The 13520-nt window shown below is 64.4% G+C and carries 13 protein-coding genes and 1 riboswitch; of the genes, 3 read left to right on the forward strand and 10 right to left on the reverse strand.

Annotated features, from left to right (window positions below; genetic code table 11):
* Positions 1-6: 6 nt before the first annotated feature.
* The 4 genes from C404_RS53105 to C404_RS53120 form a co-directional block, all read right to left on the reverse strand.
* Positions 7-1239: a multifunctional CCA addition/repair protein gene (locus tag C404_RS53105; protein ID WP_425338176.1), complete on the reverse strand. Its 1233-nt coding sequence runs from the start codon at positions 1237-1239 to the stop codon at positions 7-9.
* 50 nt (positions 1240-1289) lie between these two features.
* Positions 1290-1979 carry a glutathione S-transferase family protein gene (locus C404_RS53110; RefSeq protein ID WP_021196982.1) on the reverse strand — a complete coding sequence of 230 codons (690 nt, stop codon included), beginning with the start codon at positions 1977-1979 and terminating at the stop codon, positions 1290-1292.
* A gap of 217 nt (positions 1980-2196) precedes the next feature.
* The gene (locus tag C404_RS53115) at positions 2197-3201 is read right to left on the reverse strand and encodes a complex I NDUFA9 subunit family protein (protein WP_021196983.1); all 1005 of its coding nucleotides are present in this window, start codon (positions 3199-3201) and stop codon (positions 2197-2199) included.
* A gap of 194 nt (positions 3202-3395) precedes the next feature.
* Positions 3396-5357, reverse strand: a complete 1962-nt coding sequence (locus C404_RS53120) for a lytic transglycosylase domain-containing protein (RefSeq protein WP_031330022.1) — start codon at positions 5355-5357, stop codon at positions 3396-3398.
* A 42-nt stretch (positions 5358-5399) separates the two neighbouring features.
* Here C404_RS53120 and C404_RS53125 point away from each other — a divergent pair, with 42 nt between their 5' ends.
* Positions 5400-6014, forward strand: coding sequence for a 5-formyltetrahydrofolate cyclo-ligase (locus C404_RS53125; protein ID WP_021196985.1), 615 nt, complete (start codon positions 5400-5402; stop codon positions 6012-6014).
* 19 nt (positions 6015-6033) lie between these two features.
* On the forward strand, positions 6034-6648 hold the full coding sequence (locus tag C404_RS53130; protein ID WP_021196986.1) for a pyridoxamine 5'-phosphate oxidase family protein: 615 nt from the start codon (positions 6034-6036) through the stop codon (positions 6646-6648).
* A gap of 4 nt (positions 6649-6652) precedes the next feature.
* Here the strand turns inward: C404_RS53130 and C404_RS53135 are convergent, their stop codons facing one another.
* The 6 genes from C404_RS53135 to C404_RS53160 form a co-directional block, all read right to left on the reverse strand.
* Complete coding sequence (locus C404_RS53135) at positions 6653-7114, reverse strand: TfoX/Sxy family protein (RefSeq protein WP_021196987.1); 462 nt, start codon at positions 7112-7114, stop codon at positions 6653-6655.
* A gap of 36 nt (positions 7115-7150) precedes the next feature.
* Positions 7151-7981 carry a methylenetetrahydrofolate reductase [NAD(P)H] gene (gene metF / locus C404_RS53140; protein WP_021196988.1) on the reverse strand — a complete coding sequence of 277 codons (831 nt, stop codon included), beginning with the start codon at positions 7979-7981 and terminating at the stop codon, positions 7151-7153.
* Positions 7982-7991: 10 nt separating this feature from the next.
* Positions 7992-8339: a phage holin family protein gene (locus tag C404_RS53145; protein ID WP_021196989.1), complete on the reverse strand. Its 348-nt coding sequence runs from the start codon at positions 8337-8339 to the stop codon at positions 7992-7994.
* A 52-nt stretch (positions 8340-8391) separates the two neighbouring features.
* Positions 8392-9816, reverse strand: coding sequence for an adenosylhomocysteinase (gene ahcY / locus C404_RS53150; protein ID WP_021196990.1), 1425 nt, complete (start codon positions 9814-9816; stop codon positions 8392-8394).
* A gap of 112 nt (positions 9817-9928) precedes the next feature.
* A riboswitch (S-adenosyl-L-homocysteine riboswitch) is annotated at positions 9929-10003 on the reverse strand.
* A 177-nt stretch (positions 10004-10180) separates the two neighbouring features.
* A complete protein-coding gene (locus C404_RS53155; protein WP_152524486.1) occupies positions 10181-10987 on the reverse strand; it encodes a hypothetical protein in 807 nt (268 codons plus the stop codon).
* Between the two features lie 92 nt (positions 10988-11079).
* Positions 11080-11829, reverse strand: coding sequence for an AAA family ATPase (locus C404_RS53160; protein WP_031330024.1), 750 nt, complete (start codon positions 11827-11829; stop codon positions 11080-11082).
* Between the two features lie 213 nt (positions 11830-12042).
* Here C404_RS53160 and C404_RS53165 point away from each other — a divergent pair, with 213 nt between their 5' ends.
* Positions 12043-13509 carry an alkaline phosphatase gene (locus C404_RS53165; RefSeq protein WP_021196993.1) on the forward strand — a complete coding sequence of 489 codons (1467 nt, stop codon included), beginning with the start codon at positions 12043-12045 and terminating at the stop codon, positions 13507-13509.
* The last annotated feature ends 11 nt before the right edge of the window (positions 13510-13520 follow it).

Consider the following 13520-nt stretch of genomic DNA (forward strand, 5'->3'; position numbering starts at 1 on the left):
GTTGCGCTAGATACCGGCCTGCGTGACCGCCTCGATGCGCGCCACGTGCACGGCCTGCTTGATATGCGCCGGGTTGTCGGCGTAGCGCTTGGCAACGGCGCCGGCATCGATGGACGATGCAGCCTGCAACGCCTGCAGCAGGCGTTCCGTTTGCGGATAGGCGCGATCCTCAAACCCAAGCCGGCCACGGGCATCCGCCTCGCACGCCTGCAGCGCCAGGCGGAACCGCTCGGGCTTGCGTAGCGCATCGCAGCGCTCCAGTAGGCGCACCAGCGCCGTCGCATCAAACCCATCACTGCGGTGGATGTTGCCGTGCTCGCGTGCGACGACCAATGCCAGCTCGCGGCAATCCGTCGGCACACGCAGGCGTTGGCAGACCTCCTCGATCATCGGCACGCTGCGTTCTTCGTGGCCGATGTGGCGCGGCAGGATGTCGTCGGGCGTGGTGCCCTTGCCGAGGTCATGCACCAGCGCGGCAAAGCGCACGGGCAGGGGCGCGCCCATGGCGGCGGCGGTCTCGATCACCATCATGGTGTGCACGCCGGTGTCGACTTCGGGGTGATAGTCGGCACGCTGCGGCACACCCCACAGCCGATCGAGCTCGGGCAGCAAGCGCACCAGCGCGCCACAGTCACGCAGCACGGCAAACATGCGCTGCGGGTGCGCCTCCATCAGCCCGCGGGCGATTTCCTGCCACACGCGCTCGGGCACCAGCGCATCCACCTCGCCAGCCTGCACCATGCGCTGCATCAGCGCGTTGGTCTCGGGCGCGACGTGGAAGTCCGCAAAGCGCGCCGCAAAGCGCGCCAGGCGCAAGATGCGCACCGGGTCTTCCACAAACGCATCCGACACATGCCGGAACGTGCGCGCGGCCAGATCCGCCTGCCCGCCGTACGGGTCGATGACCGGGCCGACCAGCGCGCCGTCTTCCGCCACGCGCTGGGCCATCGCGTTGATGGTCAGGTCGCGGCGGATCAAGTCGTCTTCGAGTTTGACGTCGGGCGCGTAGTAGACCGAGAAGCCCTTATAGCCAGCCGCCGTCTTGCGCTCGGTGCGGGCCAGGGCGTACTCGGCCTGCGTGCGCGGGTGCAGGAAGACCGGAAAGTCCTTGCCGACAGCGCGAAAGCCGCGTGCCTCCAGGTCTTCCGGCGTGGCGCCAACGACCACGTAGTCCCGATCCTGCACGGGCAGCCCGAGCAGCGCATCACGAATCGCGCCGCCCACGGCATACACCTCCAACCCATGTGTGGCTGGATCGACGATCGCCTCAGTCTGTGCTGCGCGCTCCGTCATTGATTGGCGGCGACCAGCGTTTCCTCATCCAGCGCGGTGCGGTACGGCTCGTCGTCGGCGATGAAGTCGTTCTCAGCGCGTGCGCCGTCAATCCACTCCTGCATGGCGGGCAGGTTGAGAATGTGGTCTGCATAGGCCTTGGCGGCTTCGGGCAGGCGCACGCCGTACGTGGCAAAGCGGCTGACCACCGGCGCGTAGAACGCGTCTGCCACCGTGAAGTGGCCGAACAGGAACGGGCCTTCGGCGACGTACTTCTGGCGCAGCTCGGTCCACATCTGCGCGATGCGATCGATGTCGCGCTGCACGGCCACGTTCCAGCCCATGCCGGGCAGCACTGCCGTCACGTTCATCGGCATGTTGTTGCGCAGGTTGCCAAAGCCGGAGTGCATCTCGGCGCAGATCGAGCGGGCGTGTGCGCGGGCCTTCGGGTCCGCCGGCCACAGTTGCGCGCGTGGGAAGCGCTCTGCCAACGTCTCGCAAATGGCGAGCGAATCCCACACGTTCATGTCACCGTCCACCAGCACGGGCACACGGCCAGCGGGCGAATGGCGTGCCACGTCGGCGGCAAAGGTCTCGCTCGCCAGGCGCACACGGATCTCTTCAAACGGGATGCCGGCCTGCTTGGCCAGCAGCCACGGGCGTAGCGACCACGACGAATAGTTCTTGTTGCCGATGACCAGTTTCATGATTCCCGTCCTTGGAGAGTGCACTGCAATTATTGTGGGAGTTCGCGTATGTCACGCCGACGCACCAGAACGCTCTTGTGTTTGGCGATGGAGAAAGGGGCTGCAGCGTGGGGCGAACGAGTCATTCTAGCCCTGCGCTGCAGCGCGACAAAATGAAACGGATTGGCCACGGTTGTGAAGTGGCCTCACAAGCGAGGCGCGCTGCGGTGCAGGCCCGCTACCGATGCGCCCGGGCGCGCGCTGCGCTCAGCCTTGGGTTCAGGCCGAATCCGGCCAGCGCAGGCAGCATCACGGCCTCCATCCCGAGCGGGTGGATGCCGAGTTCCGGGGCAACGGGCTCCATGCTGACGTTGTCCACGCGCATGGAATCCAGGTTATCGCGCGAGATGGGTGCGCCGGGCAAGTGCTCGAACAGCGCCGCCTGCATGCGGCCCAGGCCCTCCGGCAGCGGCACGATCCAGCGACGGTGGCCGCTGGCGCGTCCGGCAAAACGCATCAGCTCGGCCAGCGTGTAGACGCGCGGGCCGACCAGCGGATACGCGCGCCGGATGGTGGTCGCATTGTCGAGCGCGTTGACGAAGGCCGCCGCCACATCGTCGACGTAGACAGGCTGGAAGCGCGCATCGGCACAGGCCAGCGGCACGAACGGCGCCATGCGCTGCATGCGTGCGAACAGGTTGAGAAAGTGATCCTGCGGGCCGAACACCACGGAGGGGCGAAACACCGTCCAGTCCAGCTCACTGTTCATCACCACGCGCTCGCCATCGCCCTTGCTGCGCTGATACATCGACGGGCCGGCGGGATCAGCGCCCAACGCGCTCATGTGCAGCAGCCGGTCTACGCCGTGCCGGCGGCAAGCGGCGACGATGCGACGCGGCAAGTCAACGTGCACGCGCTGGAACGCAGGACCGTAGGGCATCGCACGCTCGTCCTGCAACACGCCGACGAGGTTGATGACGGCGCAGTGCTTGCCGCCGCGTTCAGTGAGCGCCAGGAATAGCGCGTCGAGAGCGTCGTCGGCGTAGATGTCGGCATCCATCACATCCACGCGCGGCAGCAATGTCAGGTTGTGCGCCCGAGCAGATTCGGCATCGCGCGTGGGCACGATCACGCGGCCTTCGGGCAGGCCGGGCGCGGCAAAAGTCTCGGTCACCAGCCGCGAGAGCAACTGCGTGCCGATGAAACCTGTACCACCGAAGACGAGCAGATTGGAGGTGTGCATGGTGCATCTCCAAGACGGGAGGAGAGGGACAGAGGGGGCTCCACCACAATACATCCCGAAGGCGACCGCCCCCAAGGCGTACCGGTGCGATGTGCTCCGCGCCGCACCGTTGTGATCGCAAGCACGCCCGTCCCCAAAGCAGAACGCCCGCATTGCTGCGGGCGTTTTTTTGATGCAGATGATGATTGCGTCGCTTATGGCAGGTCGTCCGGCGTCACCGCCTCCGGCCCGACTTTGCCCAGGCGGTCCTTCAAGGACTGCGGGCGACCGGTCATCAGCGCGCTGTAGTACGTGGCGTTGGACAGCACGTTCTTCACATACGTGCGCGTCTCGTTGAAGGGAATCGTCTCGGCGAAGATCGCGCCCTCCACCGGACGCGTGAGCGTCGAACGCCAGCGTTTCGGGCGGCCAGGGCCGGCGTTGTAGCCGGCGGTTGCCAACGTCATCGAGCTATCGAGATCCGTCAGGATCATCGACAGGTAGCTCGTGCCCAGCAGCACGTTGGTATCGATGTCGCTCATCTGCGAGGGGCGGAAGCCCGGCAGGCCGATCTTCTTGGCCACGCGCTTGGCGGTTTCCGGCATCACCTGCATCAGGCCCGATGCCCCCACCGACGAACGCGCGTCCATGATGAAGCGCGACTCCTGGCGGATCAGGCCGTAGGCCCAGGCGATGTCCAGACCAACAGCATCGGCGTTGCGCTGCACCACGTTGAGGAACGGCGTGGGGAAGCGCAGCGAGAAATCATGCTCGGCGCGGGTCTTGTCCGCCGAGTTGACGGTGCGATCGAGCAGGCCGAGCTTGCGGCCGTATTCCGCCGCGGCGATCAGCTCGCGGTCGCTCATGTTGCGCAGCTCCCAGTTCCACTCGCGGTTGCCTTCGAAGCGCAGGTTCAAGTCATACAGACGCTTGGCACGACCGAAGCCCGGATGGTTGCGGCCCATCACATCGATCTCGGCATCGGTCACGGTGGTCTTTGGCGGCACCGTGATGCGCTGGCCGAGTTCTTCCTGTGCCAGTTGGCCATAGAAGTTGAACTGCCCGGCGATCGACTGGAACTGCTTGTTGGCGTCGTCGTTACGGTTGTCTGCCTTGAGCGCACGGCCGTACCAATACGTCCAGGCCGGATCACGATCGCGCAGGGTGGGGCGCATCTTGTCGATGGCCTGGCGCACCATCTTCCAATCGCCCGCGCGCAGGGCGGTGCGTACGCGCCATTCCTGCGAATCGTCCGACAGCCAGGCATCGCCGCCCAGCGTCAACTGGCGACGGTAAGCATCGAGCGCATCCGGCGTTTGCTTCTTGGCCGCGTACTGGCCGATCACACCCCAGCCCGCGCCTTGCTCTTCACGCGAGAGGCCGCCGCTCTGTGCCATCAGATACGCCGTGGCCTGCGACGGGTCATTGCGCGCCATGCGGGTGACGTTGGCCAGCGTGTCGTTGTCCACGCGATCGCCCTCGGGCAGCACCGCCGCAATGCGCGACGCCTGCGTCACCAGGTTCTGCTCCAGCGACAGGCGCGCCGCAAAGGCCACGTCCGCCCGCGTGAACTGGTTGGCCTGCGCCAGATAACCGATCAGGTCGACGCAGCCTTCGCCATAGCCCTTCGGGTCAGCCAGCGTGTTGCGCGCATCGGCAGCCACGTTCTGGCCTTTCATGGCGCGCGACAGCAGGGCATAGCACTCGACCTGCGTGTCGTCCTTGAGCACAAACTTCGGGTATTCGACATCGAAGGTGGCCCAGTCGCGCTTCTTGCCGAGCACGAGCAGCCAGTCGTTGCGCAAACGGTCGGCAATGGCGTCGCCCTGGTAGCGCTGCAGGAACGGGCGGATCTCGTCTTCCGGCGCATCCGTGCGTGCATAGCCGCTGGCGTCAAACAGCTGCGGCTTGATGCGGAAATACTGCACGTACGACTGAATCGGGTAATCGGACAGGCTGTCGGCCAGCTCCCAGCTGCGCGACACGTCGTTGCGGCGTGCGGCGTTGCGCAACTCGACGAAGGCGTCGTCCGGATTGGCCGGAATGCCTTGCGGCGCCTGCCGCTTGGCCGGTGCAGCCACCCCAACGGGACTCAGCGGACCCACCGCGCCGATGCCGATCACCCCTGCAAAAGCCAGCGCCACTGCGCGATATACTGCCTTGCCCTTCAATGCCATCTCCTACCCCATCCAATCACTGTTAGGTCCGTCGATTATCCCATGCCAGCCTTAGGGAACCCGCACGATCCGGCACGTCCGACAATCGCGACCACGCCCATCGAATCGCGCCGCACGCTGCGCGCCATACTGCTCGATGCGCGCGCCGCGCTGCCCGAGCGCGTTGCCCACGATGCCGCGCTGGCGCACCACCTGGCCGACCTGCTGCGCACGCTGCCCGTCAAGCGCCTGGCCGCCTACTGGCCAACGCAGGGCGAGTTCGATGCGTTGACCGTGCTGGGCCACTGGTTGACGGCGGATGCCACGCGCCACGCGCTGCTGCCCGTGGTGACTGACAAGTTTTCGCCCTTGCAGTTTCGGCGCTGGACGCCCGATTGTGAAATGGCGACGGGCGCGTACAACATCCCCATCCCCCGCTCGGGTGAGATGGAAACGCCCGATGCCTTGCTGATTCCTTGTGTGGGCTTTGATGCGCAACGCTATCGCATCGGCTACGGTGGCGGCTTCTACGACCGCACACTCGCCGCGCTGCACGCCGCTGGCCACCGTCCACACACCATTGGCGTGGCGTTCGAGGTGAACCGGGTGGAATCCATCGCACCGCAATCGCACGACATCGCGCTCGACTGCATCGTCACCGAGCGTGGCGTCTTTTAACTCTCACGCAGGAACGCCTATGTCCCATACGTTGAAGACCGTTGCCGACCTCGAAGCCGTCTACGGCACCCCGAACCCGCGCTCCGTCCTGAAAGAGATCGACCACCTGAACGCGGACTACCGCGCGTTCGTGGAGGCCTCGCCGTTCATCGTGCTGTCGTCGGTGGGCGAGCAGGGCACGGATGCCTCGCCCAAGGGTGACGCGCCGGGCTTTGTGCGCATCCTCGACGAACGCACACTGGTGATTCCCGATCGGCCCGGCAACAACCGTATCGACAACCTGCGCAACATCGTGGAAGACGGGCGCGTGTCGGTGCTCTTTATCGTGCCGGGTGCGGGGGAAACACTGCGCGTGAACGGCACGGCCACCATCTCGACCGATCCTGAGTTGCTCGCCGCATCTGCCGTGCAAGGCAAGCTGCCGCGCAGCGTGATCATCGTGAATGTGCAGTCGGTGTACTTCCACTGCTCGAAGGCGGTGGTGCGCTCAAGGCTGTGGGAACGCGGCGCGCAGGAGACAAAACCCGCGCTGCCCACCGCAGGCAGGATCCTGCAGCACATCAGCGGTGGCGCGTTTGATGGAGAAGCCTACGACCGTGAACTGCCCGAGCGGCTGAAGACGACGCTGTACTGAGCGTTCAGCGCTTAGCCGTCTTCTTGGCGGCGGCAGTCTTGGCAGTGACTTTCTTGGCGGCGACCTTCTTGGTCGCCGTTGTCTTTGTAGCGGCACGCTTGGGCTTGGCCGCCTTCGCGTTCGCCTCGCGCAGCGCGGCTTCGACGCCCAAGCGCGCCCAATCACGCAGCGGCTGGCCGCCATCCAGCGCATCGGCCGGCGCGCTCAGATACCCCTTCATGCTGATGGTGCGCCCCTCACGGTCGTAGCTGAACGGCACCGACTTTTCCGCAAGAAAGCGCGCCCGCGTGGCGTCATCCACGCGCAGGTAGCAGGTGCTGTCGATCACCAGCGCGAAGACAATGTCGTCGTAATACAGGGCCGCACCGCCGAACATCCGGCGCGCGCGGATCTCGCCGATCTGCGCGGCGAGCGGCCGGAGTTCGTCAAGCAACCAGGCGACCAGCGGATCAGGTGCGGCTGCCATGACGATCTCCTTGTCTTCTCTTTTTCTGTCGCTTGCTTACAGACCGAGGCGCTGCCAGATGGCGCGCGTGGAACCGGCGGCATTGAGCGTGTAGAAGTGCAGGCCCGGTGCACCGCCTTGCAGTAGACGATCACACAGCGCCGTCACCACATCCAGGCCAAAGGCGCGGATCGATTCGCGGTCATCGCCAAAGCTCTCCAGACGCTTGGCCACCCAGCGCGGAATCTCGGCGCCGCACATCTCGGAAAAGCGCATCAGTTGCGACGAATTCGTGATCGGCATGATGCCGGGCACGATGGGCACGTCCACGCCCAGCTTGTGCGCGTCGGCAACAAACTGGAAGTACGCATCCGCATTGAAGAAGTACTGCGTGATGGCGGAGTTTGCGCCAGCCTTCACCTTGCGGGCGAAGTTGTCCAGATCGTGCTTGGGCGAACGCGCCTGCGGGTGGTACTCCGGATACGCCGCGACCTCGATGTGGAAGGCGTCGCCGGTTTCCTGGCGGATGAACTCGACCAGCTCGTTGGCAAAGCGGAATTCACCGATCTCACCCATGCCAGAGGGCATGTCGCCGCGCAGCGCGACGATGCGGCGGATGCCGTTCTCGCGATACGTGTTGAGGATGGCGCGGATGCTCTCGCGCGACGAGCCTACACACGACAGGTGCGGCGCAGCCTCGATGCCTTCGCGCTGGATTTCCACCACGGCATCGAGCGTGCCCTGTTGCGTGGTGCCGCCCGCGCCGAAGGTCACGGAAATGAAACGCGGCTTGAGCGGCGAGAGCTGTGCACGCGTGTTGCGCAGCTTCTCGGCACCTTCCGCCGTCTTGGGCGGGAAGAATTCGAAACTGAATTGACGATCGTTCATGGAAGACCCATTAACGGCGCTCGCCCAGCAGCAAGCTGGACAGCAGCCACGAGATCACGCTGTACAGCACGGAGCCCAGCAGCGCCGAGCCAAAGCTGGCCACCTGGAAGCCCGACAGCACGTTGCCGACAAACATGAACAGCAGCGCGTTGATGATGAAGATGAACAGCCCGAGCGTGAGAATCGTCACCGGCAGGGTGAGGATGACCAGGATCGGACGGATCAGCGTATTGACGAGACCCAGCACAAGCGCCGCGATCAGCGCGGAGGTGAAACCGGCGACGTGGATGCCTTTGAGCAGGTAAGCGACAAGCAGCAACGCCAGCGCGTTGATGACCCAGACAGCGAGCAGTCTCATGGGGAGTCCTCGGGTTGGATGCCGGCGGCGGGGTGCCGCCGGCGGGTACAGCTTAGTAGCGGTAGTGGTCAGCCTTGTACGGACCTTGCTTGCTCACGCCAATGTACGCGGCTTGCTGATCCGTCAACTCGGTCAGCTGCGCATTCAGCTTCTTCAACTGCAGGCGCGCGACCTTCTCGTCCAGGTGCTTGGGCAGCGTGTACACGCCCACCGGGTACTTGTTCGAGCCCTTGACCGCTTCCGTCCACAGCTCGATCTGCGCAATGGTCTGGTTGGCGAACGAGCTGCTCATCACGTACGACGGGTGGCCCGTGGCGCAACCCAGGTTCACCAGGCGGCCCTTGGCCAGGATGATGATCTTCTTACCGTCCGGGAAGATCACGTGATCGACCTGCGGCTTGATCTCTTCCCACTGGTACTTCTCGATCGAGGCGATGTCGATCTCGTTGTCGAAGTGGCCGATGTTGCAGACGATGGCCTGGTCCTTCATCTTGGCCATGTGGTCATGCGTGATGACGTGGTAGTTGCCCGTGCAGGTCACGAAGATGTCGCCGTGCTCGGCAGCGTAGTCCATGGTGACCACGCGGTAGCCTTCCATGGCGGCCTGCAGTGCGCAGATCGGGTCGATTTCCGTCACCCACACTTGGGCGGACAGCGCACGCAGTGCCTGTGCAGAACCCTTGCCCACGTCGCCGTAGCCGGCCACGATGGCCACCTTGCCGGCGATCATCACGTCGGTCGCGCGCTTGATACCGTCCACCAGCGATTCACGGCAGCCGTACAGGTTGTCGAACTTGCTCTTGGTGACCGAGTCGTTCACGTTGATGGCCGGGAAGCGCAGTTCACCGCGCTGGGCCATCTGGTACAGGCGGTGCACGCCCGTGGTGGTTTCTTCGGTCACGCCCTTGATGGCGTCGAGGTTACGGCTGTAGAAGGTCGCGTCCTTGGTCAGCTTGTCCTTGATGGCCGCGAACAGGTACGTCTCTTCTTCACTGGTCGGCTTGGAGATGACGGAAGCGTCCTTCTCAGCCTTGGCGCCCAGGTGCAGCAGCACCGTCGCGTCGCCGCCGTCGTCCAGGATCATGTTGGGCGTGCCGCCGTCGGCCCATTCGAAGATGCGGTGCGTGAAGTCCCAGTATTCCTTAAGCGACTCGCCCTTGTACGCAAACACCGGGGTACCCGACACGGCAATCGCGGCGGCCGCGTGGTCCTGCGTCGAGAAGATGTTGCACGAGGCCCAGCGCACGTCGGCGCCCAGTGCCTTGAGCGTCTCGATCAGCACGGCGGTCTGGATGGTCATGTGCAGCGAGCCGGCAATGCGCGCGCCCTTGAGCGGCTGGCTGGCGGCAAACTCGTCGCGGATCGCCATCAGGCCGGGCATCTCGGTCTCGGCAATGGCGATTTCTTTGCGGCCCCAGTCGGCCAGCTTGATGTCGGCGACGAGGTAGTCGTTCTTCAGATCGGTCACAGCGTTCATTGGATCACTCCGTCAAGATTTGGGTGACCGCACGCTGGAGAGATAACTGCCGAGACGGGGCGCCAATGTGCTGGACCCCGGATAGATGCGTTCTCGCCATCGTGTAGCCACGATACTGCGAGCGCCGTTTGAACTTCCGAGCCTGGCGGCCAGACTGTGCTGGGCCGTTGCAACGCTCCTCGGAATGGGCTGGATTGTAGCGGATTCGTTCCCGCTGCGGCAGGTCAGCACGCGCTTGCCGTGTGATGCATGAGGCCACCGGCAAATGAAAACGAGGCCGGTCAAGGCTTTCGCCCGGAGCCGGCCTCGCTTTCAGCGTCGCGATTTCGCCACCTTGGCCGTCAACGACGGCCCCGTGAGGCGATCAGCCTTTCCTGTACTCGGGTGGGCTGGCAAAGCGATGATCGTCGCCCGATTTGTCATCGCCCGGGAATGCATTCGGGCCCTCTGCCGGCGACGGCTTGTTCTTCTTGTTCGGGTCGTACAGCTCAAACACGGCGGTACCGATGACGCCAACATTGCTGGCCGCCCCGTTCTTGCTGTTGGCCGCGTAGGCGTCGTCCACCTCAGCAAACCGGAACGCTGCCACTTCCTTCCGGCTCTTGCGGAATCCTTCCACCTGGAGGGTTTCACCCGGCTTCAGAACATAGCCATTGTTTCGGATGCTGCCCGCCCGGCCGTTCATCACGTCCAGCCCATCCACTGTCGTGACGATTTCGTAGATGGTCTGCTTCGAGTAATTCTGATACTGCAGCACATAGCGCTCACCCTTCTTCCCTTTCAGGTGACCGTTCGTGCCATCCTGGTAAATCGACCAGGGCTCGTTCCCGTCACGAAGCACGGTCAATCCGATCCGGCCTTTGGCGAGCATGATTTCGCGGACGGCTCGGCCTTCTCCGCTGGCCTCCGAGTACGACAGCGTGTGCTGAGTCACCGGCTCGCTGCTCACACGCCGGAGATCCACCGTTTGCAGGCGCGATTCAATCCCTTCACCCCACTGCGTGCCGAGTTGTGCGGAATCCGCGCGCTTGTCCAACGCTACGGGTTGTTGCGCGCATCCGGCGACAACCATCACGCCCAAGGCCGCCATGAGGCTGGCCAACATCCATCGCATTCTGTTCAGTTTCATCGCTTCGCGTTCAATTGCGGTGCTCAATCGCCGCCGGCGCATTGGGTGGCCGGGCCTCGGCTGCATTATCCACGGCCAAAATCGGCGCCACGTTACTGAATCAACACAAACGCCAATCATTGAAGATGCGCGCTTCAGTGATCCAACAGCATGTTCAACATCCGCTGCGGATGCGCCAGAAAATCCCGCGTCACCTGAAAGTGCTCGGTTTCCTCATAGGCAATACGCCGGATGCCATCACCATCGCACTGATAGATATAGGCGTCGGGATACGCCATCAGAATGGGCGAATGCGTGGCGATAATGAACTGGCTTTCCTGCCGCACCAGCGCGTGCATACGCGCCAGCACCGCCAACTGCCGCTGCGGCGAGAGCGCGGCCTCAGGTTCGTCGAGCAGATACAGGCCATTGCCGCCAAAGCGATGCATCAGTAGCGCCATGAACGACTCGCCGTGCGATTGCGCGTGCAGGGATTTGCCGCCGTAGGATGCAATCACGCTCCCACCTGGGCCGGGTTCCTCATCCATGCGCTGGATGTTGGTCGCCACGTTGAAGAAGCTCTCGGCGCGCAGGAAGAACTCGGTGCGCGGCTTGCGGAAGCCCTTGGCGATGCGCAGGTGGTTGTGCAGCTCCGAGTGCGAGGCGTGCGTGCTGAAGTTGAAGTTGCGCGAGCCGCCCTCGGCGTTGAACCCCATCGCCACGGCCATCGCTTCCATCAGGGTCGATTTGCCCGAGCCGTTCTCGCCCACCAGGAAGGTCATCTTCGGGTGCAGCGCCAGCGTGTCGAGCGCACGCACGGCGGGCAGGTTGAACGGATAGGCGTCGAAGGTGGTGATGGTGTCGCGCCGTAGCGTGACATGGCTGACGAATTGGCGAGTGAGCATGGGCATACGCAGGTGCAAGCGATAGCAAGCATCGTAGCGTGGAGTGATGGGTCCACCGCTCAGGCAAGCGCAAGGCCATAGCCCGCTCCATCTGGCGGTGTCAATGCGTTGTCATATTTGAACCTTGCGATCGGGTTAGGAAGCGGCGCACTCGCATCACAGACCTGCAACACGCGGGCACCAGAGTGAGGGGCATCGTTCAGGGAGCCAACGATGCACAACCATAAATTCACGAAATACGCCGCCGCCATGGCGGCCGCCATTGCCATGACGGCATGCGGCAGTGATGGCACATCCACCACCGGCAGCGCCGAGCCTGATGGCAAGCCGACCACCCCGTCCACCGGACCGACCAAGAACGTCGTGTTCTTCCTGGGCGACGGCATGGGCCTGACCACCATGACCGCCGCGCGCATCTACAAGGTGGGCGAAGACGGCGAGCTGACCATGGACACGCTGCCGGAAACCGGCTTCGTGCGCACCTTCTCGAACAACGCGCAGGTGACCGACTCGGCGCCGTCGATGTCGGCCTACATGACCGGCGTGAAGATGAACAACGAGGTCATCTCCATGTCGCCGGACACCAGCGCCTATGACGCGGGCGGCAAGGACTACCTGTCGGGCGCCGACAGCACCTGCCCGAGCGGCAACGGCAAGCCCGTCACCACGCTGCTCGAACTGATGAAGGCCGCAGGCTACGGCACGGGCGTGGTCACCACCACGCGCATCACGCACGCCACGCCGGCCGCCACGTACGCGCACATCTGCCACCGCGACGGTGAGAACACCATCGCCGCGCAACTCACGCCGGGCGGCGCAGGCTACAACGCTGCGCTGGGCGACGGCGTGGACGTGATCTTCGGCGGCGGCCGCAAGCACTTCCTGTCGGACAAAACCAAGGGCGGCGTGCGCACCGACGGCCGCGACCTCACGGTCGACCTGCAGAAAGCCGGCTACAGCTATGCCGGCACGCGTGCACAGTTCGACGCGCTGTCGGCCAGCAGCAAGAAGGTCGTTGGCCTGTTCACCAGCAGCCACATGTCGTACGACCTGGACCGCAACCCGGCTGATGAGCCGAGCCTGGGCGAGATGACCAACAAGGCCATCGACGTGCTCGCCGCCAAGAAGAAGGGCTTCTTCCTGATGGTGGAAGGCGGCCGTATCGACCACGCGCTGCACGAAACCACCGCCCGCAAGGCACTGCAGGACACGGTGGCGTTCGACTCGGCCATTCGCGGTGCGATCGACAAGCTCAACACGATCGACCCGGGCCTGAAGAACACGCTGATCGTCGTGACGGCTGACCACGACCACACGCTGGTGCTCAACGGCTACGCCAAGCGCACGGGCCCGAGCAGCGACGCCAACCCTGGCGTGCTCGGCCTGCTGAAGAACTACGTGACGGGCGCCAACGCTGTCGACTCCACCGGCGCGCCGTTCACCATCATCGGCTTTGGTACCGGCGAGAGCCGCAAGCCCAACCGCGGCGCGCTGACGGACGCTGACGTCTACGCCCCGACGTACCACCAGGAAGCAGTGATCCCAGTCGCGCCGGGCGGCGAAACGCACGGCGGCACCGATGTCTTCATCGGCGCACGCGGCCTGGGCGCCGAGCGCTTTACCGGCACGATGGACAACACCGAGGTCTTCGGCCTCATCAAGCAGGCCGTGGGTCTGTAAGAGGGAGCGGG

It is taken from the genome of Ralstonia sp. AU12-08, assembly GCF_000442475.1.
Taxonomy (GTDB): domain Bacteria; phylum Pseudomonadota; class Gammaproteobacteria; order Burkholderiales; family Burkholderiaceae; genus Ralstonia; species Ralstonia insidiosa.

Excerpts from the sequence above, each read along its gene's own strand:
- C404_RS53110 (WP_021196982.1), bottom strand. The coding sequence starts at position 1,979 with ATGAAACTGGTCATCGGCAACAAGAACTATTCGTCGTGGTCGCTACGC.
- C404_RS53115 (WP_021196983.1), bottom strand. The coding sequence starts at position 3,201 with ATGCACACCTCCAATCTGCTCGTCTTCGGTGGTACAGGTTTCATCGGC.
- C404_RS53120 (WP_031330022.1), bottom strand. The coding sequence starts at position 5,357 with ATGGCATTGAAGGGCAAGGCAGTATATCGCGCAGTGGCGCTGGCTTTT.
- C404_RS53125 (WP_021196985.1), top strand. The coding sequence starts at position 5,400 with ATGCCAGCCTTAGGGAACCCGCACGATCCGGCACGTCCGACAATCGCG.
- C404_RS53130 (WP_021196986.1), top strand. The coding sequence starts at position 6,034 with ATGTCCCATACGTTGAAGACCGTTGCCGACCTCGAAGCCGTCTACGGC.
- C404_RS53135 (WP_021196987.1), bottom strand. The coding sequence starts at position 7,114 with ATGGCAGCCGCACCTGATCCGCTGGTCGCCTGGTTGCTTGACGAACTC.
- metF (WP_021196988.1), bottom strand. The coding sequence starts at position 7,981 with ATGAACGATCGTCAATTCAGTTTCGAATTCTTCCCGCCCAAGACGGCG.
- C404_RS53145 (WP_021196989.1), bottom strand. The coding sequence starts at position 8,339 with ATGAGACTGCTCGCTGTCTGGGTCATCAACGCGCTGGCGTTGCTGCTT.
- ahcY (WP_021196990.1), bottom strand. The coding sequence starts at position 9,816 with ATGAACGCTGTGACCGATCTGAAGAACGACTACCTCGTCGCCGACATC.
- C404_RS53155 (WP_152524486.1), bottom strand. The coding sequence starts at position 10,987 with ATGCGCCGGCGGCGATTGAGCACCGCAATTGAACGCGAAGCGATGAAA.
- C404_RS53160 (WP_031330024.1), bottom strand. The coding sequence starts at position 11,829 with ATGCTCACTCGCCAATTCGTCAGCCATGTCACGCTACGGCGCGACACC.
- C404_RS53165 (WP_021196993.1), top strand. The coding sequence starts at position 12,043 with ATGCACAACCATAAATTCACGAAATACGCCGCCGCCATGGCGGCCGCC.